The organism is Stutzerimonas urumqiensis (assembly GCF_003640395.1).
Lineage (GTDB): Bacteria > Pseudomonadota > Gammaproteobacteria > Pseudomonadales > Pseudomonadaceae > Stutzerimonas > Stutzerimonas urumqiensis.
In genome coordinates, this window is sequence record NZ_RBZQ01000001.1 from 409,860 (window position 1) to 429,058 (window position 19,199).

Here is a 19,199-nt window from a genome sequence, read left to right on the forward strand (position 1 = left end):
TTATAGCGGCAAAGCCGAGGGCCGTAAAAAAGATTTTTTCAATCATCGGGACCGCAATTCAGCGATCGCTCAATCATCGGAAGTCTTGTGCTTGTACTCGCACAGATCCTCGATTCGGCAACTGCCGCAGCGCGGTCTGCGCGCCTGGCAGACATAGCGCCCGTGAAGGATGAGCCAGTGATGGGCATCGAGCAGGTAGTCCTTGGGAACGAACTTCACCAGCTTGCGCTCGACCTCCAGCACGTTCTTGCCCGGTGCGATGTTGGTGCGGTTGGCGACGCGAAAGATGTGCGTGTCGACCGCCATGGTCGGCTGGCGAAAGGCCGTGTTCAGCACCACGTTGGCGGTCTTGCGGCCGACGCCCGGCAACGCCTCGAGCGCTTCGCGCGTCTGCGGGACCTGACTGCCGTGCTGCTCGATGAGGAGGCGGCAGGTTTCGATGACGTTCTTCGCCTTGCTGTTGTAGAGACCGATCGTCTTGATGTACTCCGACAGGCCGTCGACACCGAGTGCGTAGATGGCCTCCGGCGTATTGGCAACCGGATACAGCCGGGCCGTGGCCTTGTTGACCCCGACATCGGTGGCTTGTGCCGAGAGAATCACTGCGATCAGCAATTCGAACGGTGAGCTGTACGCCAGCTCGGTCTGTGGGTTGGGGTTGTCTTCGTGCAGGCGGCGGAAGATTTCCAGGCGTTTGGCGGCGTTCATGGGGAATCGTCTCGGGAACGGTGTCGAAGCGCGGCGAGCAGCAGGCCCAGCACCATCAGGGCGCCCGCGGTCTCTGTCAGCAAGGGCAAGCCGTCGAAGCCTGTCCAGCCGTCGAACGACCCGCCAAGCACCCACTGCGCGTGGGCGAACAGGCTGCCGTGGCCGAGCATCTCGCGCACGGCGCCCAGCAGGGTGGCCAGGAGCAGGAACAGCGCCCCGGCCCTGAGTCCTGTCCGGATGCCGTGCGAGCCATCCGCTGCCAACGCCAGGCAGGGCAGCAATAATAGCGGCACGAAGGGCGAGGTTATCCGGTACAGCTCGTGGCTGAGGGCCTGCAGCGCTATCTCGGCGCAACTGGCGAGCGTGCCGGCGATGAACAGCGCGGCGAGCGTCAGGGTGCGGGCGGCCAGGAAGCGGCGCAGTGGCTGGAGCAGGGCACCGCACCCGCCGATGACGAACAGGCCGGCGCCGCCGATGGCCAGCGCCGTTATCAGCAGGTCGGTACAGGCCAGCAGCGGCGCGAGCGCCAGCAGATGGACGCGCGACGTCATGGTCGTGCCTCCAGCAGCGTGGCCCGCTCGGCGTCGAAGAACGTTAACGCGCCTTCGATGGCTTGCAGCACCGTTCGGGAGGTGATGGTCGCGCCGGCGATCGCATCGATCTCGCCGCCGTCCGTGCGCAGCGTCCATGCCGCCGGGCCGTCCTCGATCCGCTGACCGGCGAGCTGGCGCATCCAATGCTTGGGGCCTGATTCGTCGAGCGCCGCCAGGCCGGGCGTTTCCTGCTGGGCAAGCGCCTTGCTGGCCAGCAGCCGACCGTCGGGTGCGATGGCGACCAGCAGGTGGATCGGTCCTTCGTAGCCCTTCGCATGCACGGGCAGCAACACGGCGCTGGGCTGGCCGTCGCGCCTGGCCAGGTAGGCCCGCTCCGTGCCGGAGGTGCCCAGTCGCGCATCGGCCGGGAGCACAACGGGCGCTTGCAGGGGGCGATTGTCATAGAGCGATGGCGGAAGGAGGTCGAGCAGCCGCCGCTCGGTGGCAAGGTCGCGGCGCTGCTCGATCATGGGCTTCGAGACCTGATAAAGCGCCGCCACCGTGGCCGCGCCAAGCAAGGCGACGAGCGCCACGACCGCTCCGCCGCGCATCATCGGGCTCGCCCCAGGTGGTCGAGCCGCGTGACGCACAGGTTCATCAGCAGCACGGCGAAGGCAATGCTATCCGGGTAGCTGCCCCAGGTTCGGATCGCATAGGTCAGCAGGCCGACGCCGATGCCGAACAGCAGCCGTCCCCGCGGGGTCGACGCACCGGTGACCGGTTCGGTGACGATGAAGAATGCCGCGAGCAGGGTGCCGCCGCTCGACAGATGAACCAGCGGCGAACCGTTCGAATCCGAGCCGGACCCATTCCAGCACAGCAGGCTCGCGACGAAGAGCGCGCCGAGCATGCCGAGAGGCCCCTGCCAGCCAATCACCTTCTGCCGCAGGAGCAGCAGGCCGCCGGCCAGGAAGGCCAGGTTCACCCACTCCAGCCCGCGCGCGCCGAACGCGCCAAAGGCCGGAACGCGCTCGAACAGTTCCTCGATGGTCAGTCGCTGGTTGTGCTTGAGGATGTCGAGCAACGTCGCCTGGCTCCAGCCATCCGGCAGGCCATCGCCGATGCGAAAGACCTGCTGCAGGCTGTCGAGCAGGTCAGGCGAAGCGCCGGGCGCTGGCCATTGCGCCATCTGCGCCGGGAAAGCCATCAAGGCGAAGGCATATCCGAGCATGGCCGGATTGAACGGATTGCGGGCAGGACCGAACGGCGCTTTGCCCGCCAGGCTGGCGAACGCCGCCGCGGTCACGACAACCCACCAAGGTCCATAGCCGGGCAGGGCGACGCCGAGCAGCAGGGCGCTGACCAGCCCGCTGCCGTCGCCCAGCAACGGCCGGCCGCCCAGGCTGCGATCCGCAGGCATCCGCTGCTTGCGAAGACGCCGGGCGAGCGCGTCGCAACCGCAGAAGGTGACGATCGCCAGGCCCAGTTGGATGAGCGGGCCCCAGCCGTACCACCCGATCAGAACGAGAACGCCCGGTGCGAGCGCAACCAGTACCCGGCGCATTGCCGTCCGCGGATCATGTGGGGCGTGGGCGACGGTCGGGTGGGTCATGGCGCCGACTGATCGTCCAGCTGTCTTTGCGCTTCAGTCAGACGCAGGCGCGCCGCTGCCAGCGCCGCCTCGTCGTGTGGTTGCCGACGCTCCAATTGCTTGAGCGCGGCACGGGCATAGGCCAATTCGCTCTTCAGCGCCCGCAGCGTGGCGCTGCCGCCCGGCGCTGCTGCGCTCTCGACGCGTCCCGTGCCGCCGGTCAGATGCTGTTCGGCCTCGGCGACGGCACTACGCAGCGCATCCAGGCGCAGCGCGTCGGCCCCTGTGCGTTCCGCCTTGGCCAGTTCGGCACGGCGCATGGCCAACTGAATCTTCGCCTGCTTCAGCGCGGCCGCCTCATCCGCCGCGGTGGGCAGGCGCACCTGGGCCTGTGCGACGGCATCGAGGGCACGCTGTGCCTGCTCGGCGGCGAGGCGCAGGGTCTCGACCTGCTGCCGGAGCTCGGCAGTCTGATGCTGTGCGTACTGCTTTTCGGCCTTGCCCAGCACGACCTTGGCCATGGCCGCCTCGATCTTCAGGCGTTTGTGCGTGTCGTCCTCGCCAACGACCGGCGCCACCGCCGCGATGCTCGGTCGGCGACGGGTGCGCTCGGCATTGCGACGCGCTTCATCGCGGGCCAACCGGGCCTGCCTCGCCTCGTACCGACGGCGGAACTGATCGGCACGCTCGCGCTGTGCGGACGCCTCGCTGGGGTTCAGCGGTCGGATGTCGATGCAATCGACCGGACACGGCGCGACACACAGCTCGCAGCCGGTGCATTCGTCCCGGATCACGGTATGCATGAGCTTGGCGGCGCCGACGATGGCATCGACCGGACAGGCCTGAATGCACTTGGTGCAACCGATGCATTCAGCCTCGCGGATGAAGGCGATCTGCGGTGGCACTTCCGTTTGTTCCAGCGGCTGCATGGGACGTTGCAGCAGTCGCGCGAGTGCCTGGACCGTCAGCTGTCCGCCGGGTGGACATTTATTGATCGCCTCGCCCGCGGCCATGCCTTCGGCATAGGGCCGGCAGCCGGGATGGCCGCACTTGCCGCACTGGGTTTGCGGCAGCAGGGCATCGATTGCCGCGATGGTCACCGGGCCCATGCCACCCCCAATCCACTGAAGCCCATGAAGGCCAGGCTCATCAGGCCGGCGGCGAAAAGCATCATCGGCACGCCGCGCAGACGGGCCGGCACGTCACAGCGCTCGAGGCGCGTCAGCAAGTCGGAGAACAGTTGCATCACCAGCCAGAAACCCAGCCCGCCGCCGATACCGAGCGCCAGCACCGCGGACAGCTGCTCCAGCGAACGGGCCAACAGCATGGCGCCCAGGCCGATGCCGATCAGCAGCGGCCATAAGTCCGGCTGTGCCGACGACGGGCGCAGCCGGACCGCCAGCGCCTGGACCGCCCAGCCCAGCGCCGCCAGCAGGGGCAGGAAGACAAACAGGTAAAGGTGCGCCAACGAGAACGTGCGCAGCAGCTGATCGGCCAGCCAGCCCAGCGGCGCGGCCAGCAGGATGATCGCGGCGCCGGCCGGGCCGAACATTCGTGTCCTGGCCTTGCGCAGGCCATCGGCGGCGAGCGGTAGGCCAAGGACCAGGTTGCTGACCAGGGCAGCGCCGATCAGGGCGAAGAGAAAATCGGTCATGCGCGAGCTGAGCGGCCTGGCGGAAAACAAGGGCGCGTATTATCCGGGCCCCTGCGCGACGCCACAACCGCCGCGGCGCCGGCTTATCGCGTGCGGCCTCGATAGACCATGCAGGCCGCGTGATCAGGCCGACCCCCATCGCGACACCGCCAAGGAAGAGGCCAATGGGCAAGATCGCCGCTGACGATGCCGTCTTTCAGGCCCGGCAGTAGCCGCGAGACGGTCATTAGACGAGCGATTGCAAGGCCAGGGCGACGAGGCCGGCTCGTCAGCTCCTGGCGCTGCTTGTAGCGTGTTACTTGACGCGCTGTCCCGGCTTGGCGCCGCTGTCCGGGCTGAGCAGGTAGATCTCTTCGCCGCCTGGGCCTGCGGCCAGCACCATGCCTTCGGATACGCCGAACTTCATCTTGCGGGCGGCGAGGTTGGCGACGTACAGGGTCAGGCGGCCTTCCAGCTTGCTCGGGTCGGGGTAGGCGCTCTTGATGCCGGAGAACACGTTGCGCTTTTCGTCGCCGATGTCGAGGGACAGGCGCAGCAGCTTGTCGGCGCCCTCGACGAACTCGCACTTCTCGATCAGCGCGATGCGCAGGTCGACGGCGGCGAAGGCGCCGAAGTCGATTTCGGGTGCCAGCGGGTCTTTCTTCAGCTCGCCGTTGCCCGTCGAGGCTTCGGTGGCGGCGAGGTCTTCCTTGGAGGCTTCGATCATGGCGTCGATCTTCGCGGGTTCGATACGGGTCATCAGCGGGGTGAAGGCGTTCAGCTTGTGGTTGGCCAGCGGAGTCGCCAGGTCGCTCCAGGTCAGCGGCGCGACGTTGAGGAAGGCTTCGGCCGCGCTGGCCAGGTTCGGCAGCACCGGCTTGAGCATGATCACCAACTGACGGAACAGGTTGACGCCCAGCGCGCAGATGGCCTGCACCTCATCCTGCTTGCCTTCCTGCTTGTTCAGGGCCCAGGGCGCCTTGTCGGCGATCCAGGCATTGGCGCGGTCGGCCAGCGCCATGATCTCGCGCATGGCACGGGAGAAATCGCGCGCCTCATAGGCTTCGGCGATGCTCGGTGCCGCGCTCTGGAACGCAGCCCAGAGTTCCGGCTCCGGGTTGGCGTCGATCAGCAGGCCGTCGTTGCCCTTGTGAATGAACCCGGCGCAGCGGCTGGCGATATTGACTACCTTGCCGACCAGGTCGGAATTGACCTTCTGCACGAAGTCCTCGAGGTTCAGGTCGAGGTCGTCAACCCCGCGGCCGAGCTTGCTCGCGTAGTAATAGCGCAGGTACTCGGGATTCAGGTGCTCGAGGTAGGTGCGCGCCTTGATGAAGGTGCCGCGCGACTTGGACATCTTCTGCCCGTTGACCGTCAGGTAGCCGTGCACATTGATCGCGGTCGGCTTGCGGTAGCCGGCACCCTCAAGCATCGCCGGCCAGAACAGGGCGTGGAAATTGACGATGTCCTTGCCGATGAAGTGGTACAGCTCGGTGCCTGAGTCTTTCTTCCAGAAGGCGTCGAAATCGAGCTCCGGCCGACGTGCGCAGAGGTTCTTGAAGCTGGCCATGTAGCCGATCGGCGCATCCAGCCAGACATAGAAGTACTTGCCGGGCTCGTCGGGAATCTCGAAGCCGAAGTAGGGCGCGTCGCGCGAGATGTCCCACTCCTGCAGGCCGGCGTCGAGCCATTCGGCGAGCTTGTTGGCGACCGCCTCCTGCAGCGTGCCGCTGCGCGTCCACTGCGCCAGCATGGCCTGGAAGTCCGGCAGCTTGAAGAAGAAGTGCTTGGAGTCGCGCAGCACCGGCGTAGCGCCGGAGATCGCCGACTTCGGGTCCTTGAGTTCGGTGGGCTCGTAGGTCGCGCCGCATTTCTCGCAGTTGTCGCCGTACTGGTCCTCGGCGCCGCACTTGGGGCAGGTGCCCTTGATGAAGCGGTCGGCGAGGAACATGCCCTTCTCGGGGTCGAAGTACTGGGTCACCGAGCGGGTGGCGATATGCCCAGCGTCGCGCAGCTTGAGGTAGATCGCTTCGGAGAGCTGGCGATTCTCTTCGCAATGGGTCGAGTGGAAGTTGTCGAAGTCGACCAGGAAGTCGGCGAAGTCGGCGCTGTGCTCGGCCTGCACCTCGGCGATCAGTTGCTCGGGGGAAATGCCCTGTTTCTCGGCGCGCAGCATGATCGCCGAGCCGTGCGCATCGTCGGCGCAGACGTAGATGCACTGGTTGCCGCGCAGCTTCTGAAAGCGCACCCACATGTCCGTCTGGATGTACTCGAGCATGTGGCCAAGGTGGATCGAACCGTTGGCGTAGGGCAGGGCACTGGTGACGAGGATCTGGCGGGCTTCGGACATGGGAATCTGCGGTCACGATTGCTGGGAAAGGTCGGCAACTATATAGGGCACAGGCGCTTTTTTCATCCGCGCGGGGCCTGCGGCCAATGCGCCGCCGAACCTTCCGGACGGCCTCCGGTCGGTTACCATGCCCCGCATCTCGCCCGTCCTTTTCAGGGAGTCAATCCATGCCTATCACCCGCGAAGCGGTCGAAGCCGCGCTGCGTCAATACACCGACCCCCACCTCGACCAGGACCCGGTCAGCGCCGGGTGCGTACGGTCGATCGACATCAACGGGGACCGGGTCAGCGTCCAGCTCGAGCTCGGCTACGCCGCCGGCCTGTTCCGCAGCGGCTGGGCCCAGATGCTGGCGATGGCGATCGAGAACCTCGACGGCGTCAGCCGCGCCGACGTGCAGGTCGATTGCCTGATCAAGCCGCACAAGGCCCAGGAGCAGCTGCCCGCGCTGGCCAACGTGAAGAACGTGATCGTCGTGGCATCGGGCAAGGGCGGTGTCGGCAAATCGACCACCGCCGCCAACCTGGCGCTGGCGCTGGCTCGCGAGGGCGCGCGGGTCGGCATGCTCGATGCCGACATCTACGGCCCGAGCCAGGGCATCATGTTCGGCATTCCCGAAGGCAGCCGGCCGCAGATTCGCAACCAGAGCGCCTTCGTTCCGCTGGAAGGGTACGGCGTCCAGGTGATGTCGATGGCCTTCCTGACCGATGACAAGACGCCGATGGTCTGGCGCGGGCCGATGGTGTCCGGCGCGCTGCTCCAGCTGATCACGCAGTCGATCTGGAACGACCTGGACTACCTGGTCGTGGACATGCCGCCTGGCACCGGCGACATCCATCTGACCCTGGCGCAGAAGGTGCCGGTCGCCGGCGCGGTCATCGTCACCACCCCGCAGGACCTGGCGCTGCTCGACGCCAAGCGCGGCGTGGAGATGTTCAACAAGGTCAACATTCCGGTGCTCGGTGTCGTCGAGAACATGGCCGTGCACATCTGCTCGAATTGCGGACACGTCGAGCACCTGTTCGGCGAAGGGGGCGGCAGTCGCCTTGCGGCCGATTACCACGTCGAACTGCTGGCTTCGCTGCCGCTGTCGATGGCGATCCGCTCGCAGGCCGATGCGGGTAAGCCCACGGTCGTCGCCGATCCGGAGTCGCAGATCGCCATGATCTACCAGGACATGGCCCGCAAGGTCGGCGCCAGGATTTCGCAGGGCGGCATGGGCGCCTCGGCCATGCCCAACATTGTCATCAGCGACGATTGATCTTCGGAGTGCACGCATGGACAGCCCCAACCTGCTGCTCGGCGCCGACCCCGCCGGCCAGCCATTCGGTCACCCGCTGCGCCTGGGCAACCGCCACGGTCTGATCGCCGGCGCGACCGGCACCGGCAAGACGGTGACGCTCCAGCGCCTGGTGGAACAGTTCAGCCAGGCGGGCGTCGCGGTCTTCGCGCCCGATATCAAAGGCGATCTGTGTGGGCTCGGAGCGTCGGGGCAGCCAACCGGCAAGATCGCCGAGCGCATCGCCAGCATGCCCTGGCTGAACTACCGACCCGAAGCTTGCCCGGTCGTGCTCTGGGACGTCGACGGCGTTAGCGGGCATCCCTTGCGCACCACCCTGAGCGAAATGGGACCATTGCTGCTCGGCAACCTGCTCCAACTCACCGAAAGCCAGCAGGCGGCGCTCTACGCGGTATTCAAGGTCGCCGATCGCGACGGCTTGCTGCTGCTCGACCTGAAGGACCTCAAGGCCCTGCTGTCGCACCTTGCCGAGCATCGCGAGCTGCTGGGCGACGACAGCGCGCTGTTCACCACCCAATCGGCCCAGGCCTTGCTCCGGCGTCTGGCCGCGCTTGAGCAGCAGGGCGCCGAGCGGCTGTTCGGCGAGCCGTCGCTCCAGCTCGAAGACCTTCTACGGCCGACGCCGGACGGGCGTGGGGTCGTCCACCTGATGGACGCCAGCCGGCTGGTCCATGAGGCGCCGAAGGTTTACGCCACCTTCCTGCTGTGGCTCTTGTCCGAGCTGTTCGAGCAGTTGCCCGAGCGCGGCGACGCTGACAGGCCGGTGCTGGCGCTGTTCTTCGACGAGGCGCACCTGTTGTTCGATGGCACGCCGAAGGCCCTGCAGCAGCGGCTCGAGCAGGTCGTGCGGCTCATCCGCTCCAAAGGCGTCGGGGTGTTCTTCATCACCCAGTCGCCGACCGATCTTCCCGACGACGTCCTGGCGCAGCTGGCCCTGCGTATCCAGCATGGCCTGCGCGCCTTCACCGTCCGCGAGCAGAAGGCACTGAAGGCCGTGGCCGACGGCTTCCGCCCCAACCCGGCGTTCGACACGCTGGAAGTGCTCACCACGCTGGGCATTGGCGAAGCGCTGGTCGGTACGCTGGAAGACAAGGGCACGCCTTCGCCGGTGCAGCGCGTCGCCATTGCGCCCCCGCAGTCACGCATCGGGCCGCTGACCGAGGCGGAGCGCGCACAACGGGTTGCCCAGTCACCGCTGCGCGGGCGTTACGACACGGCGATCGATCGCGAATCGGCCTACGAGATGCTGAGTCGTCACGCCAGCGAGAAGCTCGACCCGCAAGCGCCCGCGACGCCGAAGGCCGGCGGGAACGGCGTCAGCGATGTGCTGCTCGATTTCGCCGCCAAAACGCTCAAGGCCTCGGCTCGCCAGGCAGCCAACCAACTCGGCCGGCAGCTTGTTCGCGGGCTGATGGGCTCGCTGTTCGGCGGCAAGTCCCGGCGTTGATTCGATCGCCTCGAACGGCGGCGCCGAGCGCCGCTTCAACTCGCAACCGTCGCCCGTTACTATGTGCGCCCGTTGCCGCCTACAGGACGCTGCCATGAGCATCAAATCGGACAAATGGATTCGCCGCATGGCCGAGGAACACGGCATGATCGAGCCGTTCGTCGAGCGGCAGGTGCGTACCGAAGGCGCCGAGCGCCTGATTTCGTATGGCGTGTCCAGCTACGGCTACGACGTGCGCTGTGCCGATGAATTCAAGGTGTTCACCAACATCAATTCGGCGACGGTCGATCCGAAGAACTTCGATGAGAAGAGCTTCGTCGACATCAAGAGCGATGTCTGCATCATCCCGCCAAACTCTTTCGCGCTGGCCCGCACCGTCGAGTACTTCCGCATTCCGCGCAACGTGCTGACCATCTGCCTGGGCAAGAGCACCTACGCGCGCTGCGGCATCATCGTCAACGTCACGCCGCTCGAGCCCGAGTGGGAAGGCCACGTGACGCTGGAGTTTTCCAACACCACCACGCTGCCCGCGAAGATCTACGCCAACGAGGGTGTGGCGCAGATGCTGTTCCTCGAATCCGACGAAGCCTGCGAAGTCTCTTACCGCGACCGCGGCGGCAAGTACCAGGGCCAACGCGGCGTGACGCTGCCCAAGGCCTGAGCCTCAGCCGAGTAGGGTGGGTCTCAGCCCACCACCACGCCGATCTCGGATCGGGGCGGCTCGACGCCCCCCATGCGTAACGGCAAGCGAACAAGAAAAAGCCGGGCGATTGCCCGGCTTTTTCTTGCCTTCACGAATTACCCGCCAAGATAGGCGTCGCGAACCTTCGGGTCGGCCAGCAGCTCCTCGCCCGTTCCCTGCATGACGATGTGGCCGTTCTCCAGCACGTACCCCCGGTCGGCCAGCTTGAGCGCCTGGTTGGCGTTCTGCTCGACCAGGAAGATGGTGACGCCATCCTCGCGCAGCTGCTCGATGATCTCGAAGATCTGCTGAATGATGATCGGCGCCAGCCCCAGCGACGGCTCGTCGAGAAGCAGCAGCTTGGGCTTGCTCATCAGCGCGCGGCCGATGGCGAGCATCTGCTGTTCGCCGCCGGACATGGTGCCGGCGCGCTGTTCGAGCCGTTCCTTCAGGCGCGGAAAGAGCGTCAGCACGCGGTCCATTTGTTCCTGGAAGTCCTGCTTGGCGGTGAAGAAGCCGCCCATCGCCAGGTTCTCTTCGACCGTCAGGCGCGCGAACACGCGCCGCCCTTCCGGCACGACGGCGATGCTCTTGCGCATGATCTGCGGCGTCTGCAGGCCCACCAGTTCTTCGCCTTCATAGCGAATGCTGCCGCTGGCCGCCTGCGGCGAGCCGCACAGGGTCATCAGTAGGGTCGACTTGCCCGCGCCGTTGGCGCCGATGAGGGTGACGATTTCGCCCTTGCGGACCTCGACGTTGACCTCGTGCAGCGCCTGGATCTTGCCGTAGCAGGTGGAAACGTTGGTGAAATAAAGCATCAGGCTTCCCCCAGGTAGGCTTTGATCACGTCCGGATTGGCGCGTATTTCCTCCGGCGTGCCGTCGGCCAGCGGGCAGCCCTGGTTGATCACGACGATGTGGTCGGAAATGCTCATGACCAGTTTCATGTCGTGCTCGATGAGCAGCACGGTCACGCCATGCTGATCGCGCAGCAGGGCGATCAGAGCCTTCAGGTCTTCCGTTTCACGCGGGTTCAGTCCGGCGGCGGGTTCGTCGAGCATGAGGATGCGCGGGCGCGTCATCATGCAGCGGGCGATTTCCAGACGCCGCTGTTGTCCGTAGGCGAGCGTGCCTGCCGGTCGGTTGGCACAGTCGACCAGATCGACCTGCTCCAGCCAGTGCGCGGCATATTGCATGGCTTCACGTTCGCTCTTGCGGAACGCCGGCGTCTTGAACAGCCCGGCGAGAAAGCCCGTGTTGAGGTGCCGGTGCTGCGCGACCAGAAGGTTTTCTATCGCCGTCATGTCCTTGAACAGACGGACGTTCTGGAAGGTGCGCACCACGCCCTTGCGCGTGATCTGATGGCCGGGAAGGCCCTCGATCGATTCGCCATCGAGCAGGATCTTGCCCTCGGTGGGGCGGTAGAAGCCGGTCAGGCAGTTGAAGACCGTGGTCTTGCCGGCGCCATTCGGGCCGATCATCGAGACGACCTGCCGATCATGGACTTGCAGCGCAACGCCGTTGACCGCCAGCAGCCCGCCGAAGCGCATGGTCAGGCCGCTCACATCGAGAAGGGGGCGGCTCATGGCTTCAACTCCAGGTGCGGGCGCTGCATGGGCAGGAGGCCCTGCGGGCGCCAGATCATCATCACGACCATCAGCGCACCGAACATCAGCATCCGGTATTCGCTGAACTCTCGCATCAGCTCGGGCAGCAGGATCATGACTGTCGCGGCCAGGATGACCCCAAGCTGCGAACCCATGCCGCCAAGTACGACGATGGCGAGGATGATCGCCGACTCGATGAAGGTGAAGGATTCCGGCGAGACCAGCCCCTGGCGTGCGGCGAAGAAGCTGCCGGCGAAACCGGCGAAGGTGGCGCCGAGGGTGAAGGCCGAGAGTTTGATGATGGTCGGGTTCATCCCCAGGGCACGGCAGGCGATCTCGTCTTCGCGCAGCGCTTCCCAGGCGCGGCCGATCGGCATGCGCAGCAGGCGGTTGATCACGAACAGCGTCAGCAGCACCAGCAGCACGGCGATCAGGTAGAGAAAGATCACCTTGTGGATCGACTCGTATTCCAGCCCGAAGAACTGGTGGAAGGTCTGCATCCCTTCCTCGGCTCGCCGATCGAAGCTGAGGCCGAACAGGGTGGGCTTTTCGATACCGCTGATGCCGTTGGGCCCGCCGGTGATGTCGGTCATGTTGCGCAGCAGGATGCGGATGATCTCGCCGAACCCGAGCGTGACGATCGCCAGGTAGTCGCCCCGCAGGCGCAGCACCGGGAAACCGAGCAGGAAGCCGAACAGGGCCGCCATCGCGCCTGCGATCGGCAGGGCCGACCAGAACCCGAAGCCGAAATACTCCGACAGCAGGGCGTAGGTATAGGCGCCGACCGCGTAGAAGCCGACGTAGCCCAGGTCGAGCAGGCCGGCCAGGCCGACCACGATGTTCAGTCCGAGGCCGAGCATCACGTAGATCAGGATCAGCGTGGCGATGTCGACCGCGCCGCGCGAGCCGAAGAACGGCCAGACCAGGGCGACCACGATCAGCGTGCAGATGATCCAGCGCTGGGTCGATGGCAGCGTCAGGAAGCTGCCCGCACCGGCCAGGATTCGCGGCAGGTTGGGGCTGGCTGCCCAGCCGGCGGCGAGCCGCTCGTGGAACAGGGTCCAGAAGAACATGCCGACCGCACAGGCGGCGATGATCCAGTAGGTGCTGGCGGTCGCGCCCTCGACGATCAGGGCGATGCCCTCGGTGGTGAGCTTCAGGCCGAACACCGGGACGGACAGGGCGATCACCAGCAGGGCGCTGAAGAACGCGGGTCTGATTCGATGCGTCATACCTTTTCAACCTCCGGGCGGCCGAGAATGCCGGTCGGGCGGAACAGCAGCACCAGCACCAGCAGGCTGAACGCGACCACGTCCTTGTAGGCGGCGCCGAAGATGTCGGCACCGAAGGCTTCGGCCACGCCAAGCACCAGCCCGCCGAGCATCGCGCCCGGAATGCTGCCGATGCCGCCGAGGACTGCGGCGGTGAACGCCTTGATCCCGGCCAGGAAGCCGATGTGCGGGTTGATGACGCCGTACTGCATGCCGATCAGCACGCCGGCAACGGCGGCGAGGGCAGCGCCGACCACGAAGGTCAGCGCGATGATGTTGTTGGTGTTGATGCCAAGCAGGTTGGCCATGCGGATGTCTTCAGCGCAGGCGCGGCAGGCCCGGCCGTGGCGCGAGCGCGAGATGAACAGCGTGAGCCCGAGCATCGAGAGGAAGGTGACGATGAAGATCAGCACCTGCATGTAGGAGACCACCACCCCATCCATCGCGCTTTCGCCGAAGATGAAATTTCCGGGCATCAGGTTGGGGATCGCCTTGTCCTTCGAGTCCTGGGCCAGAAGGATCAGGTTCTGCAGGAAGATCGACATGCCGATCGCCGAAATCAGCGGGATCAGGCGGTTGCTGCCGCGCAGTGGCCGGTAGGCGACGCGCTCGATGCTGTAGCCATAGGCGCTGGTGACGATGATGCTGGCGACGAACGCACCGATCATCAGGATCGGCAACGCATCGAGTCCCATCATCGACAGGCCGACGATTGCGATGAAGGCAACGTAGGAACCGATCATGTACACCTCGCCGTGGGCGAAGTTGATCATCCCGATGATGCCGTAGACCATGGTGTAGCCGATCGCGATCAGCGCGTAGGTGCTGCCGACGGTCAGGCCGTTTATCAATTGTTGTAGGTAGTGATGAAACTCAGGCATTTCGATCTCCTGATGTCCCTGCTTGCCGACGACCCCTAGACCGACGGAACGGCCGCCCGGATAAGGGCGAACCTCGATGTCCCTGGCGTGCGGGCGGTGGCCCGACGCCGAGCAAGAGCAGGGATGGCCCTTGGTTGGGAGGGCCTCACCCGTTTCAGCGGCTTAAACAAAGAGAGCCCACTGCAGGCAGTGGGCTCTGTGCGCGATGGTTTAGATCAGTTGGTCTTGGCTTCGGTCTTGGTGCCGTCCTGATGCCATTCGTAGACGACGAAGCTGAAGTCCTTCAGGTCGCCTTTCTCGTCGAAGGCCAGGTTGCCGGTAGGCGTGTCGAAGGTGTTGCTGCGCAGCGCTTCGGCGACTTCGATCGGGTCGGTGCTGCCGGCCTTCTCGATGCCTTCGGCGATGACTTGCACGGCTGCATAGGCGGGGAATACGAACGGACCGCTCGGGTCCTGATCCTTGGCCTTGAAGGCCTCGACCAGCTTCTGGTTCTTCGGATCCTGGTCGAACGAGCGCGGCAGCGTCACGAGCATGCCCTCGGAGGCGGGACCTGCAATCGCCGAAATCTCGGAGTTGCCGACGCCCTCGGGACCCATGAAGCGCACGTCGAGCCCGCGTTCCTTGGACTGGCGCAGAAGCAGGCCCAGTTCCGGGTGGTAGCCGCCGTAATAGACGAAGTCCACGCCTTCCTGCTTGAGGCGGGCGATCAGCGAGGAGAAGTCCTTGTCGCCGGCATTGATGCCTTCGAACAGGCCGACCTTCACGCCTTTCTTCTCGAGCGTTTCCTTCACCGCCGTGGCGATGCCTTCGCCGTACTGCTGCTTGTCGTGGATGACCGCGACATTCTTCGGCTTGATCACGTCGGCGATGTAGTTGCCCGCAGTCGGGCCCTGCATGCTGTCCAGGCCGATGGTGCGGAAGATCAGCTCGTAACCGCGGGAGGTGATGTCCGGGCTGGTCGAGGCCGGCGTGATCATCAGGATGCCTTCGTCTTCGTAGATGTCCGAAGCCGGCTGGGTCGAGCTGGAGCACAGGTGCCCGACCACGAACTTCACGCCATCGTTGACGATCTTGTTGGCCACCGCCACGGCCTGCTTGGGATCGCACGCGTCATCGTAGACGACGCCTTCCAGCTGCTGGCCGTCGACGCCGCCGGCCTTGTTGATCTGCTCAATCGCCATCTTGGCGCCGATGAACTGCATTTCACCGTACTGGGCGACCGGGCCGGTGACCGGACCGGCCAGACCGATACGGATGGTGTCGGCGGCCAGGCTGTAGCTTGCGGCTCCCGTCAGGGCAATGGCCAGGAAAAGCTTGGAAAGACGCTGGGGGGTCTTCATAAGTGCTCCAGAATGCATCGTTATTGTTAGATCCTGCAGGCCGAGGCTTGCGTGACAGCCTATAGAGTAGCCGGCCAACTGTACCGGTACAGTGTAAGTCGGTTACCGACCGTTGCACAGCCGGCCGCGGTTGCGCTTGAAGGCCCGTCGCGGCGCTATAAGATGCCCGTTTTCGACTGTTCGGACAGGATCATGCAGGAAGATCGAAGCACGCTTTATGCCAAGCTCTTGGGCGAGACGGCGGCCATTGACTGGCCCGAGCTGCAGCCGTTCTTCGCTCGCGGCGTGCTGTTGCGCGTAGGTGGGGAACTGGATCTGGTGGACGTCGCGCTGGCCGTGGCGAGCGACGAGGGCGCCGCGGTCGCGGCATGGATGAAAGCCGGTTCGCTCGGCCGACTCGAGGCGGATCAGGCGCAGGATTGGCATGATCGTCGCCCGTCGTTGTGGGCTGTGGTTGTTGCGCCCTGGGTGCTCGTCCAGGAGCGCACCGCAGCGCCGACGCACTGAAACGGCGCGGCTAGCGCCGTACCCAGCGCTGGCGGGCCCAGCCGCTGAGGGCATCCACCGCCAGCACCATCAGCAGCATGACGAGCATCACGGTCGAGGCCTGGGCTTCCTGGAACAGGCTCAGGCTCATGTAGAGCATCTGCCCGAGCCCGCCGGCCCCTACGAAGCCGAGCACGCTGGCCATGCGGATGTTGTTCTCCCAGCGATAGAGCGTGTACGCAAGGAGCTGCGGCCACAGCCCCGGCAGTACGCCATAGCAGAACACCGCGATCCGCCCGCTACCGGCCAGGCGCAGCGCCTCGCCCGGCGGGCGCGGCGCGTTCTCCAGCGCTTCGGCGAACAACCGCCCGAGCACGCCGGCGGTGTGCAGCGCCAGGGCGAGGGTGCCGGCATTCGGGCCGAGACCGGCCGCCAGGACCATCAGCGCCGCCCAGACCAGCTCGGGTACCGCCCGCAAGGCGTTGAGGATCAGCCGCGCCAGCGCGCGTGCCGCAACGCCGAAGCGACCGGCGGCCGGGAGCGCCAGCGCAAGCCCCATGACGGCGGCCAGCAAGGTACCGAGCGCCGACATGGCCAGGGTTTCGAGCGCAGCCCAGGCGACCGAGCGCAGGTGGCCGGCCGAGAGATCAGGCCGGAGGAAGCCGCGGGCATAGTCCCCCATCTGCGACAGGCCGTCCGGGCTGAACAGCGCCGTGGCTTGCATGTCGAGAAAGGCGAACGACAGGGCGGTGGCCATCAGCAGCGACAGCGGGATCAGGTACCGCACCAGTGTCCTCATGCCAATCCCCAGCGCAGCGCGCGGCTGATCAGGTCCGCCAGGAGTACCAGCACGAGGAAGGTGACCAGCATGCTCGCCACTTCGGCGCCAGCGAACATGCGCATCGACAGGTCCATTTGCTGGCCGAGCCCGCCGGCACCGACGAACCCCATCACCACCGATGCCCGGATGCCACACTCCCAGCGATAGACGCCGTAGGACAGCATCTCGGCCGCGGCCTGCGGCAGGATGCCGTACAGGAACGCCGCGAGCCGGCCGCTGCCGGCGCCGAGCAGGGCCCGTGCCGGCAAGGGATCGACCGACTCGTAGATCTCCGCGTAGACCTTGCCGAGCATGCCGCTGTAGGCAATGGCGATCGCCAGCACGCCCGCGGTGGGGCCGAGCCCGACCGCGCGGACGAACAGCAGCGCCCAGACGATCTCCGGCACGCTGCGCAGGACGATCAGCACGGTGCGCGCCGGCCAGCGCAGCGCCTGGCTCCACCAGGCCGATCGACCCTCGCGGCTGGCGGCCGAACGCGACAACGCCCGGCTGGCCAGGAGCGAGGCCGGCAACGCGATCAGCAGGGCAAGCGCCATGCCGGCGGTCGCGATGGCCAGCGTCTCCAGCGTGGCGCGGCCGAGCAGGCGGAGAAATTCCGGGTCGTGCGCCAGCGGCCAGAACCCGGCGAGAAAGCCGCCCATGGTGCGGCGGTTGTCCTCGTCGAACAGCACCAGCGGGTTCAGCTCGCTGAGCATCAGTCCTGGCCAGAGCAACGCCACAGCGGCGATCGTCAGCATCAGGCGCGGCAATGCGGCGGGGTCGGTGGCGTGGCGGGCATTCAGCATCGCGGCAGGGTCAGTGCCTGGGCCATCGGCGCCATGGGTTGCAGTGGCTCGGCGAGCTGCCGGTTTGCGTAGAGCGCCGTCAGCGCCTGTTCATCGACCCGTGACGCTGGGGCGTCGAACAGGATCCGGCCGTCCCGGATGCCGATGACCCGGTCGAAATGAGCAAGCGCGAGGTCCACCGCGTGCAGGCTCGCCAGCAGCGTCGCGCCTTGCTGTCGCGCCTCCTGAGCCAGGATGCCGAGCGTGTGGCTGGCCAGCACCGGATCCATCGCCGACACCGGCTCGTCGGCCAGGATCAGCTCCGGCCGCTGGTACAGCACGCGCGCGATGCCGACCCGCTGCAACTGGCCGCCGGAGAGCTGCTCGCAGCGCTGATAGAGCTTGTCGGCGATGTCCAGCCGGGCGAGCGCCTGCTCGGCCCCGGCGGCGTCGAGCGGATACACAAGGCTGAGCAGGCTGCGGGGCAAGGACCATTGGCCGAGCCGACCGGCCAGCACGGCGGTGACCACGCGCTGCCGGGCCGGCAGGGGCGGCGCCTGGTGGATCAGTCCGATAAGTGCGCGCAGGCGCTGCCGCGCAGCGCCGCCGAGGGTCCACGGGGACATGCCGAGCACTTCCAGCGAGCCGCTGCCGGGCCGCAGGGCGGTGGCCAGCAGGCGGAGCAGGGTGGTCTTGCCGGCGCCGGACGGGCCGATGACCGCCACGCACTCGCCGGCATCCAGCGACAGCGTCAGCCCGGTCAGCGCGGCCTGCCCGTTGGCATGGACGTAGTCCACGCCAGCCAGGCGTACCGTCACTTCAGCAGGCCCGCCGCCAGCGCGGCTTCCTTGATGCCCTCGTAGTTTTCCGGTCGCGTCTCGACGAAGCGGGTCGCGGCCTGCAGATCGAGGATCGCCTTGTGTTCAGGGTTGGCCGGATCGAGCGCCAGGAAGGCCGCCCTGATCTTGTCGACCAGGGCTGGCTCCAGGTCGCCGCGCACCGTCCAGTTGTAGTCGTAGTAGGGCGGGGTGGTGGCGAAGACGCGCACCTTGGTCGTGTCGACCTTGCCGGCCTCGACCAGCTTGTTCCACACCGAGGCGTTCAGCACGCCGGCATCGGCCTTGCCGGCCTGGACCCAGGCGGCGGTGGCGTCATGCGCGCCGGAATAGGCAACCCGATCGAAGAACTGCTCCGGCACGATGCCGTCCTTGAGCATGAAGTAGCGCGGCATCAGGCTGCCGGAGGTGGACGAAACCGAGCCGAAGGCAAAGGTCTTGCCCTTCAGGTCCGCGATCGATTCGACCGCAGGGTCGGCCGTGATGAAGGTGCTGGTGAACCGCTGGTCCTGCTCGCGCTGCACGAGCGGGATCGCATCGCCGGTCTTTTCGCGCGCCTGGACGAAGGTGAAGCCGCCGAGCCAAGCCAGGTCGACCCTGTCGGCGGCCAGGGCTTCGACCACGGCGGCGTAGTCGGATACGGGGGTGAATTTCACCGGCATACCGAGCCGGTCTTCGAGATAGGCGCCCAGCGGTTCGAACTTGCGCAGCAGCTCGGTGGGGGCTTCGTCAGGAATGGCCGAGACGCGCAATACGTCCTGGGCATGGGCGGAGGAAAAACAGAACGGCAGGGCAAGGCCGGCAACGGCTGCCAGAAGGGCTTTCAGCATTGGGTTCTCCGGTTCAATAGCGGAAAAAGCGCGCGAATTATGTGGCGCCGCCGCACGACCGGCAAGCGGACCGGCCCGTTGCGTTGCCTGGCGGGCGCGGCG

20 protein-coding genes are annotated in these 19,199 nt (G+C 66.3%); 4 read left to right on the forward strand and 16 right to left on the reverse strand.

The window, feature by feature from the left end; translation table 11 throughout:
• Positions 1-69: 69 nt before the first annotated feature.
• The 7 genes from nth to metG all read right to left on the reverse strand — a co-directional run bounded on the left by nth (position 70) and on the right by metG (position 6,815).
• Complete coding sequence (gene nth / locus D7325_RS02140) at positions 70-708, reverse strand: endonuclease III (protein ID WP_120993608.1); 639 nt, start codon at positions 706-708, stop codon at positions 70-72.
• On the reverse strand, positions 705-1,259 hold the full coding sequence (locus tag D7325_RS02145) for an Rnf-Nqr domain containing protein (protein ID WP_162987983.1): 555 nt from the start codon (positions 1,257-1,259) through the stop codon (positions 705-707). Before D7325_RS02145 ends, nth begins: the two co-directional genes overlap by 4 nt.
• Positions 1,256-1,834, reverse strand: coding sequence for an RnfABCDGE type electron transport complex subunit G (locus tag D7325_RS02150; RefSeq protein ID WP_245961990.1), 579 nt, complete (start codon positions 1,832-1,834; stop codon positions 1,256-1,258). Before D7325_RS02150 ends, D7325_RS02145 begins: the two co-directional genes overlap by 4 nt.
• 17 nt (positions 1,835-1,851) lie before the next feature.
• The gene (locus tag D7325_RS02155; RefSeq protein WP_120993613.1) at positions 1,852-2,853 is read right to left on the reverse strand and encodes an RnfABCDGE type electron transport complex subunit D; all 1,002 of its coding nucleotides are present in this window, start codon (positions 2,851-2,853) and stop codon (positions 1,852-1,854) included.
• The gene (gene rsxB / locus D7325_RS02160) at positions 2,850-3,941 is read right to left on the reverse strand and encodes an electron transport complex subunit RsxB (RefSeq protein ID WP_120993615.1); all 1,092 of its coding nucleotides are present in this window, start codon (positions 3,939-3,941) and stop codon (positions 2,850-2,852) included. The genes D7325_RS02155 and rsxB overlap by 4 nt, the downstream gene beginning before the upstream one ends.
• The gene (locus D7325_RS02165) at positions 3,929-4,486 is read right to left on the reverse strand and encodes an Rnf-Nqr domain containing protein (protein ID WP_120994113.1); all 558 of its coding nucleotides are present in this window, start codon (positions 4,484-4,486) and stop codon (positions 3,929-3,931) included. The genes rsxB and D7325_RS02165 overlap by 13 nt, the downstream gene beginning before the upstream one ends.
• Before the next feature lie 295 nt (positions 4,487-4,781).
• Complete coding sequence (metG, locus tag D7325_RS02170) at positions 4,782-6,815, reverse strand: methionine--tRNA ligase (protein ID WP_120993617.1); 2,034 nt, start codon at positions 6,813-6,815, stop codon at positions 4,782-4,784.
• A gap of 167 nt (positions 6,816-6,982) precedes the next feature.
• Here metG and apbC point away from each other — a divergent pair, with 167 nt between their 5' ends.
• The 3 genes from apbC (at position 6,983) to dcd (ending at position 10,221) form a co-directional block, all read left to right on the forward strand.
• Positions 6,983-8,074 (forward strand): iron-sulfur cluster carrier protein ApbC, encoded by a 1,092-nt coding sequence (gene apbC, locus D7325_RS02175; protein ID WP_120993619.1) that lies wholly within the window; start codon positions 6,983-6,985, stop codon positions 8,072-8,074.
• 16 nt (positions 8,075-8,090) lie between these two features.
• Positions 8,091-9,560 carry a helicase HerA-like domain-containing protein gene (locus D7325_RS02180; protein WP_120993621.1) on the forward strand — a complete coding sequence of 490 codons (1,470 nt, stop codon included), beginning with the start codon at positions 8,091-8,093 and terminating at the stop codon, positions 9,558-9,560.
• Positions 9,561-9,654: 94 nt separating this feature from the next.
• Positions 9,655-10,221, forward strand: a complete 567-nt coding sequence (dcd, locus tag D7325_RS02185; protein WP_120993623.1) for a dCTP deaminase — start codon at positions 9,655-9,657, stop codon at positions 10,219-10,221.
• Positions 10,222-10,358: 137 nt separating this feature from the next.
• Here the strand turns inward: dcd and D7325_RS02190 are convergent, their stop codons facing one another.
• The 5 genes from D7325_RS02190 to D7325_RS02210 form a co-directional block, all read right to left on the reverse strand.
• Positions 10,359-11,060, reverse strand: a complete 702-nt coding sequence (locus D7325_RS02190; protein WP_120993625.1) for an ABC transporter ATP-binding protein — start codon at positions 11,058-11,060, stop codon at positions 10,359-10,361.
• Positions 11,060-11,827, reverse strand: a complete 768-nt coding sequence (livG, locus tag D7325_RS02195) for a high-affinity branched-chain amino acid ABC transporter ATP-binding protein LivG (RefSeq protein WP_120993627.1) — start codon at positions 11,825-11,827, stop codon at positions 11,060-11,062. Before livG ends, D7325_RS02190 begins: the two co-directional genes overlap by 1 nt.
• Positions 11,824-13,080: a high-affinity branched-chain amino acid ABC transporter permease LivM gene (locus tag D7325_RS02200; protein WP_120993629.1), complete on the reverse strand. Its 1,257-nt coding sequence runs from the start codon at positions 13,078-13,080 to the stop codon at positions 11,824-11,826. Before D7325_RS02200 ends, livG begins: the two co-directional genes overlap by 4 nt.
• Complete coding sequence (gene livH, locus D7325_RS02205; RefSeq protein ID WP_120993631.1) at positions 13,077-14,000, reverse strand: high-affinity branched-chain amino acid ABC transporter permease LivH; 924 nt, start codon at positions 13,998-14,000, stop codon at positions 13,077-13,079. The genes D7325_RS02200 and livH overlap by 4 nt, the downstream gene beginning before the upstream one ends.
• A gap of 215 nt (positions 14,001-14,215) precedes the next feature.
• The gene (locus D7325_RS02210; protein WP_120993633.1) at positions 14,216-15,340 is read right to left on the reverse strand and encodes a branched-chain amino acid ABC transporter substrate-binding protein; all 1,125 of its coding nucleotides are present in this window, start codon (positions 15,338-15,340) and stop codon (positions 14,216-14,218) included.
• A gap of 192 nt (positions 15,341-15,532) precedes the next feature.
• Here D7325_RS02210 and D7325_RS02215 point away from each other — a divergent pair, with 192 nt between their 5' ends.
• A complete protein-coding gene (locus tag D7325_RS02215; protein WP_120993635.1) occupies positions 15,533-15,847 on the forward strand; it encodes a DUF2288 domain-containing protein in 315 nt (104 codons plus the stop codon).
• A gap of 10 nt (positions 15,848-15,857) precedes the next feature.
• On the opposite strand, the gene phnE is transcribed toward D7325_RS02215, so the two are convergent.
• Genes phnE through D7325_RS02235 form a run of 4 tightly spaced genes read right to left on the reverse strand, consistent with a single transcriptional unit; the run spans position 15,858 to position 19,097 of the window.
• Complete coding sequence (gene phnE, locus D7325_RS02220; protein WP_120993637.1) at positions 15,858-16,625, reverse strand: phosphonate ABC transporter, permease protein PhnE; 768 nt, start codon at positions 16,623-16,625, stop codon at positions 15,858-15,860.
• A complete protein-coding gene (locus D7325_RS02225; protein WP_120993640.1) occupies positions 16,622-17,452 on the reverse strand; it encodes a PhnE/PtxC family ABC transporter permease in 831 nt (276 codons plus the stop codon). Before D7325_RS02225 ends, phnE begins: the two co-directional genes overlap by 4 nt.
• On the reverse strand, positions 17,446-18,249 hold the full coding sequence (locus tag D7325_RS02230) for a phosphonate ABC transporter ATP-binding protein (protein ID WP_120993642.1): 804 nt from the start codon (positions 18,247-18,249) through the stop codon (positions 17,446-17,448). The genes D7325_RS02225 and D7325_RS02230 overlap by 7 nt, the downstream gene beginning before the upstream one ends.
• On the reverse strand, positions 18,246-19,097 hold the full coding sequence (locus D7325_RS02235) for a putative selenate ABC transporter substrate-binding protein (protein ID WP_120993644.1): 852 nt from the start codon (positions 19,095-19,097) through the stop codon (positions 18,246-18,248). The genes D7325_RS02230 and D7325_RS02235 overlap by 4 nt, the downstream gene beginning before the upstream one ends.
• Positions 19,098-19,199 lie beyond the last annotated feature (102 nt).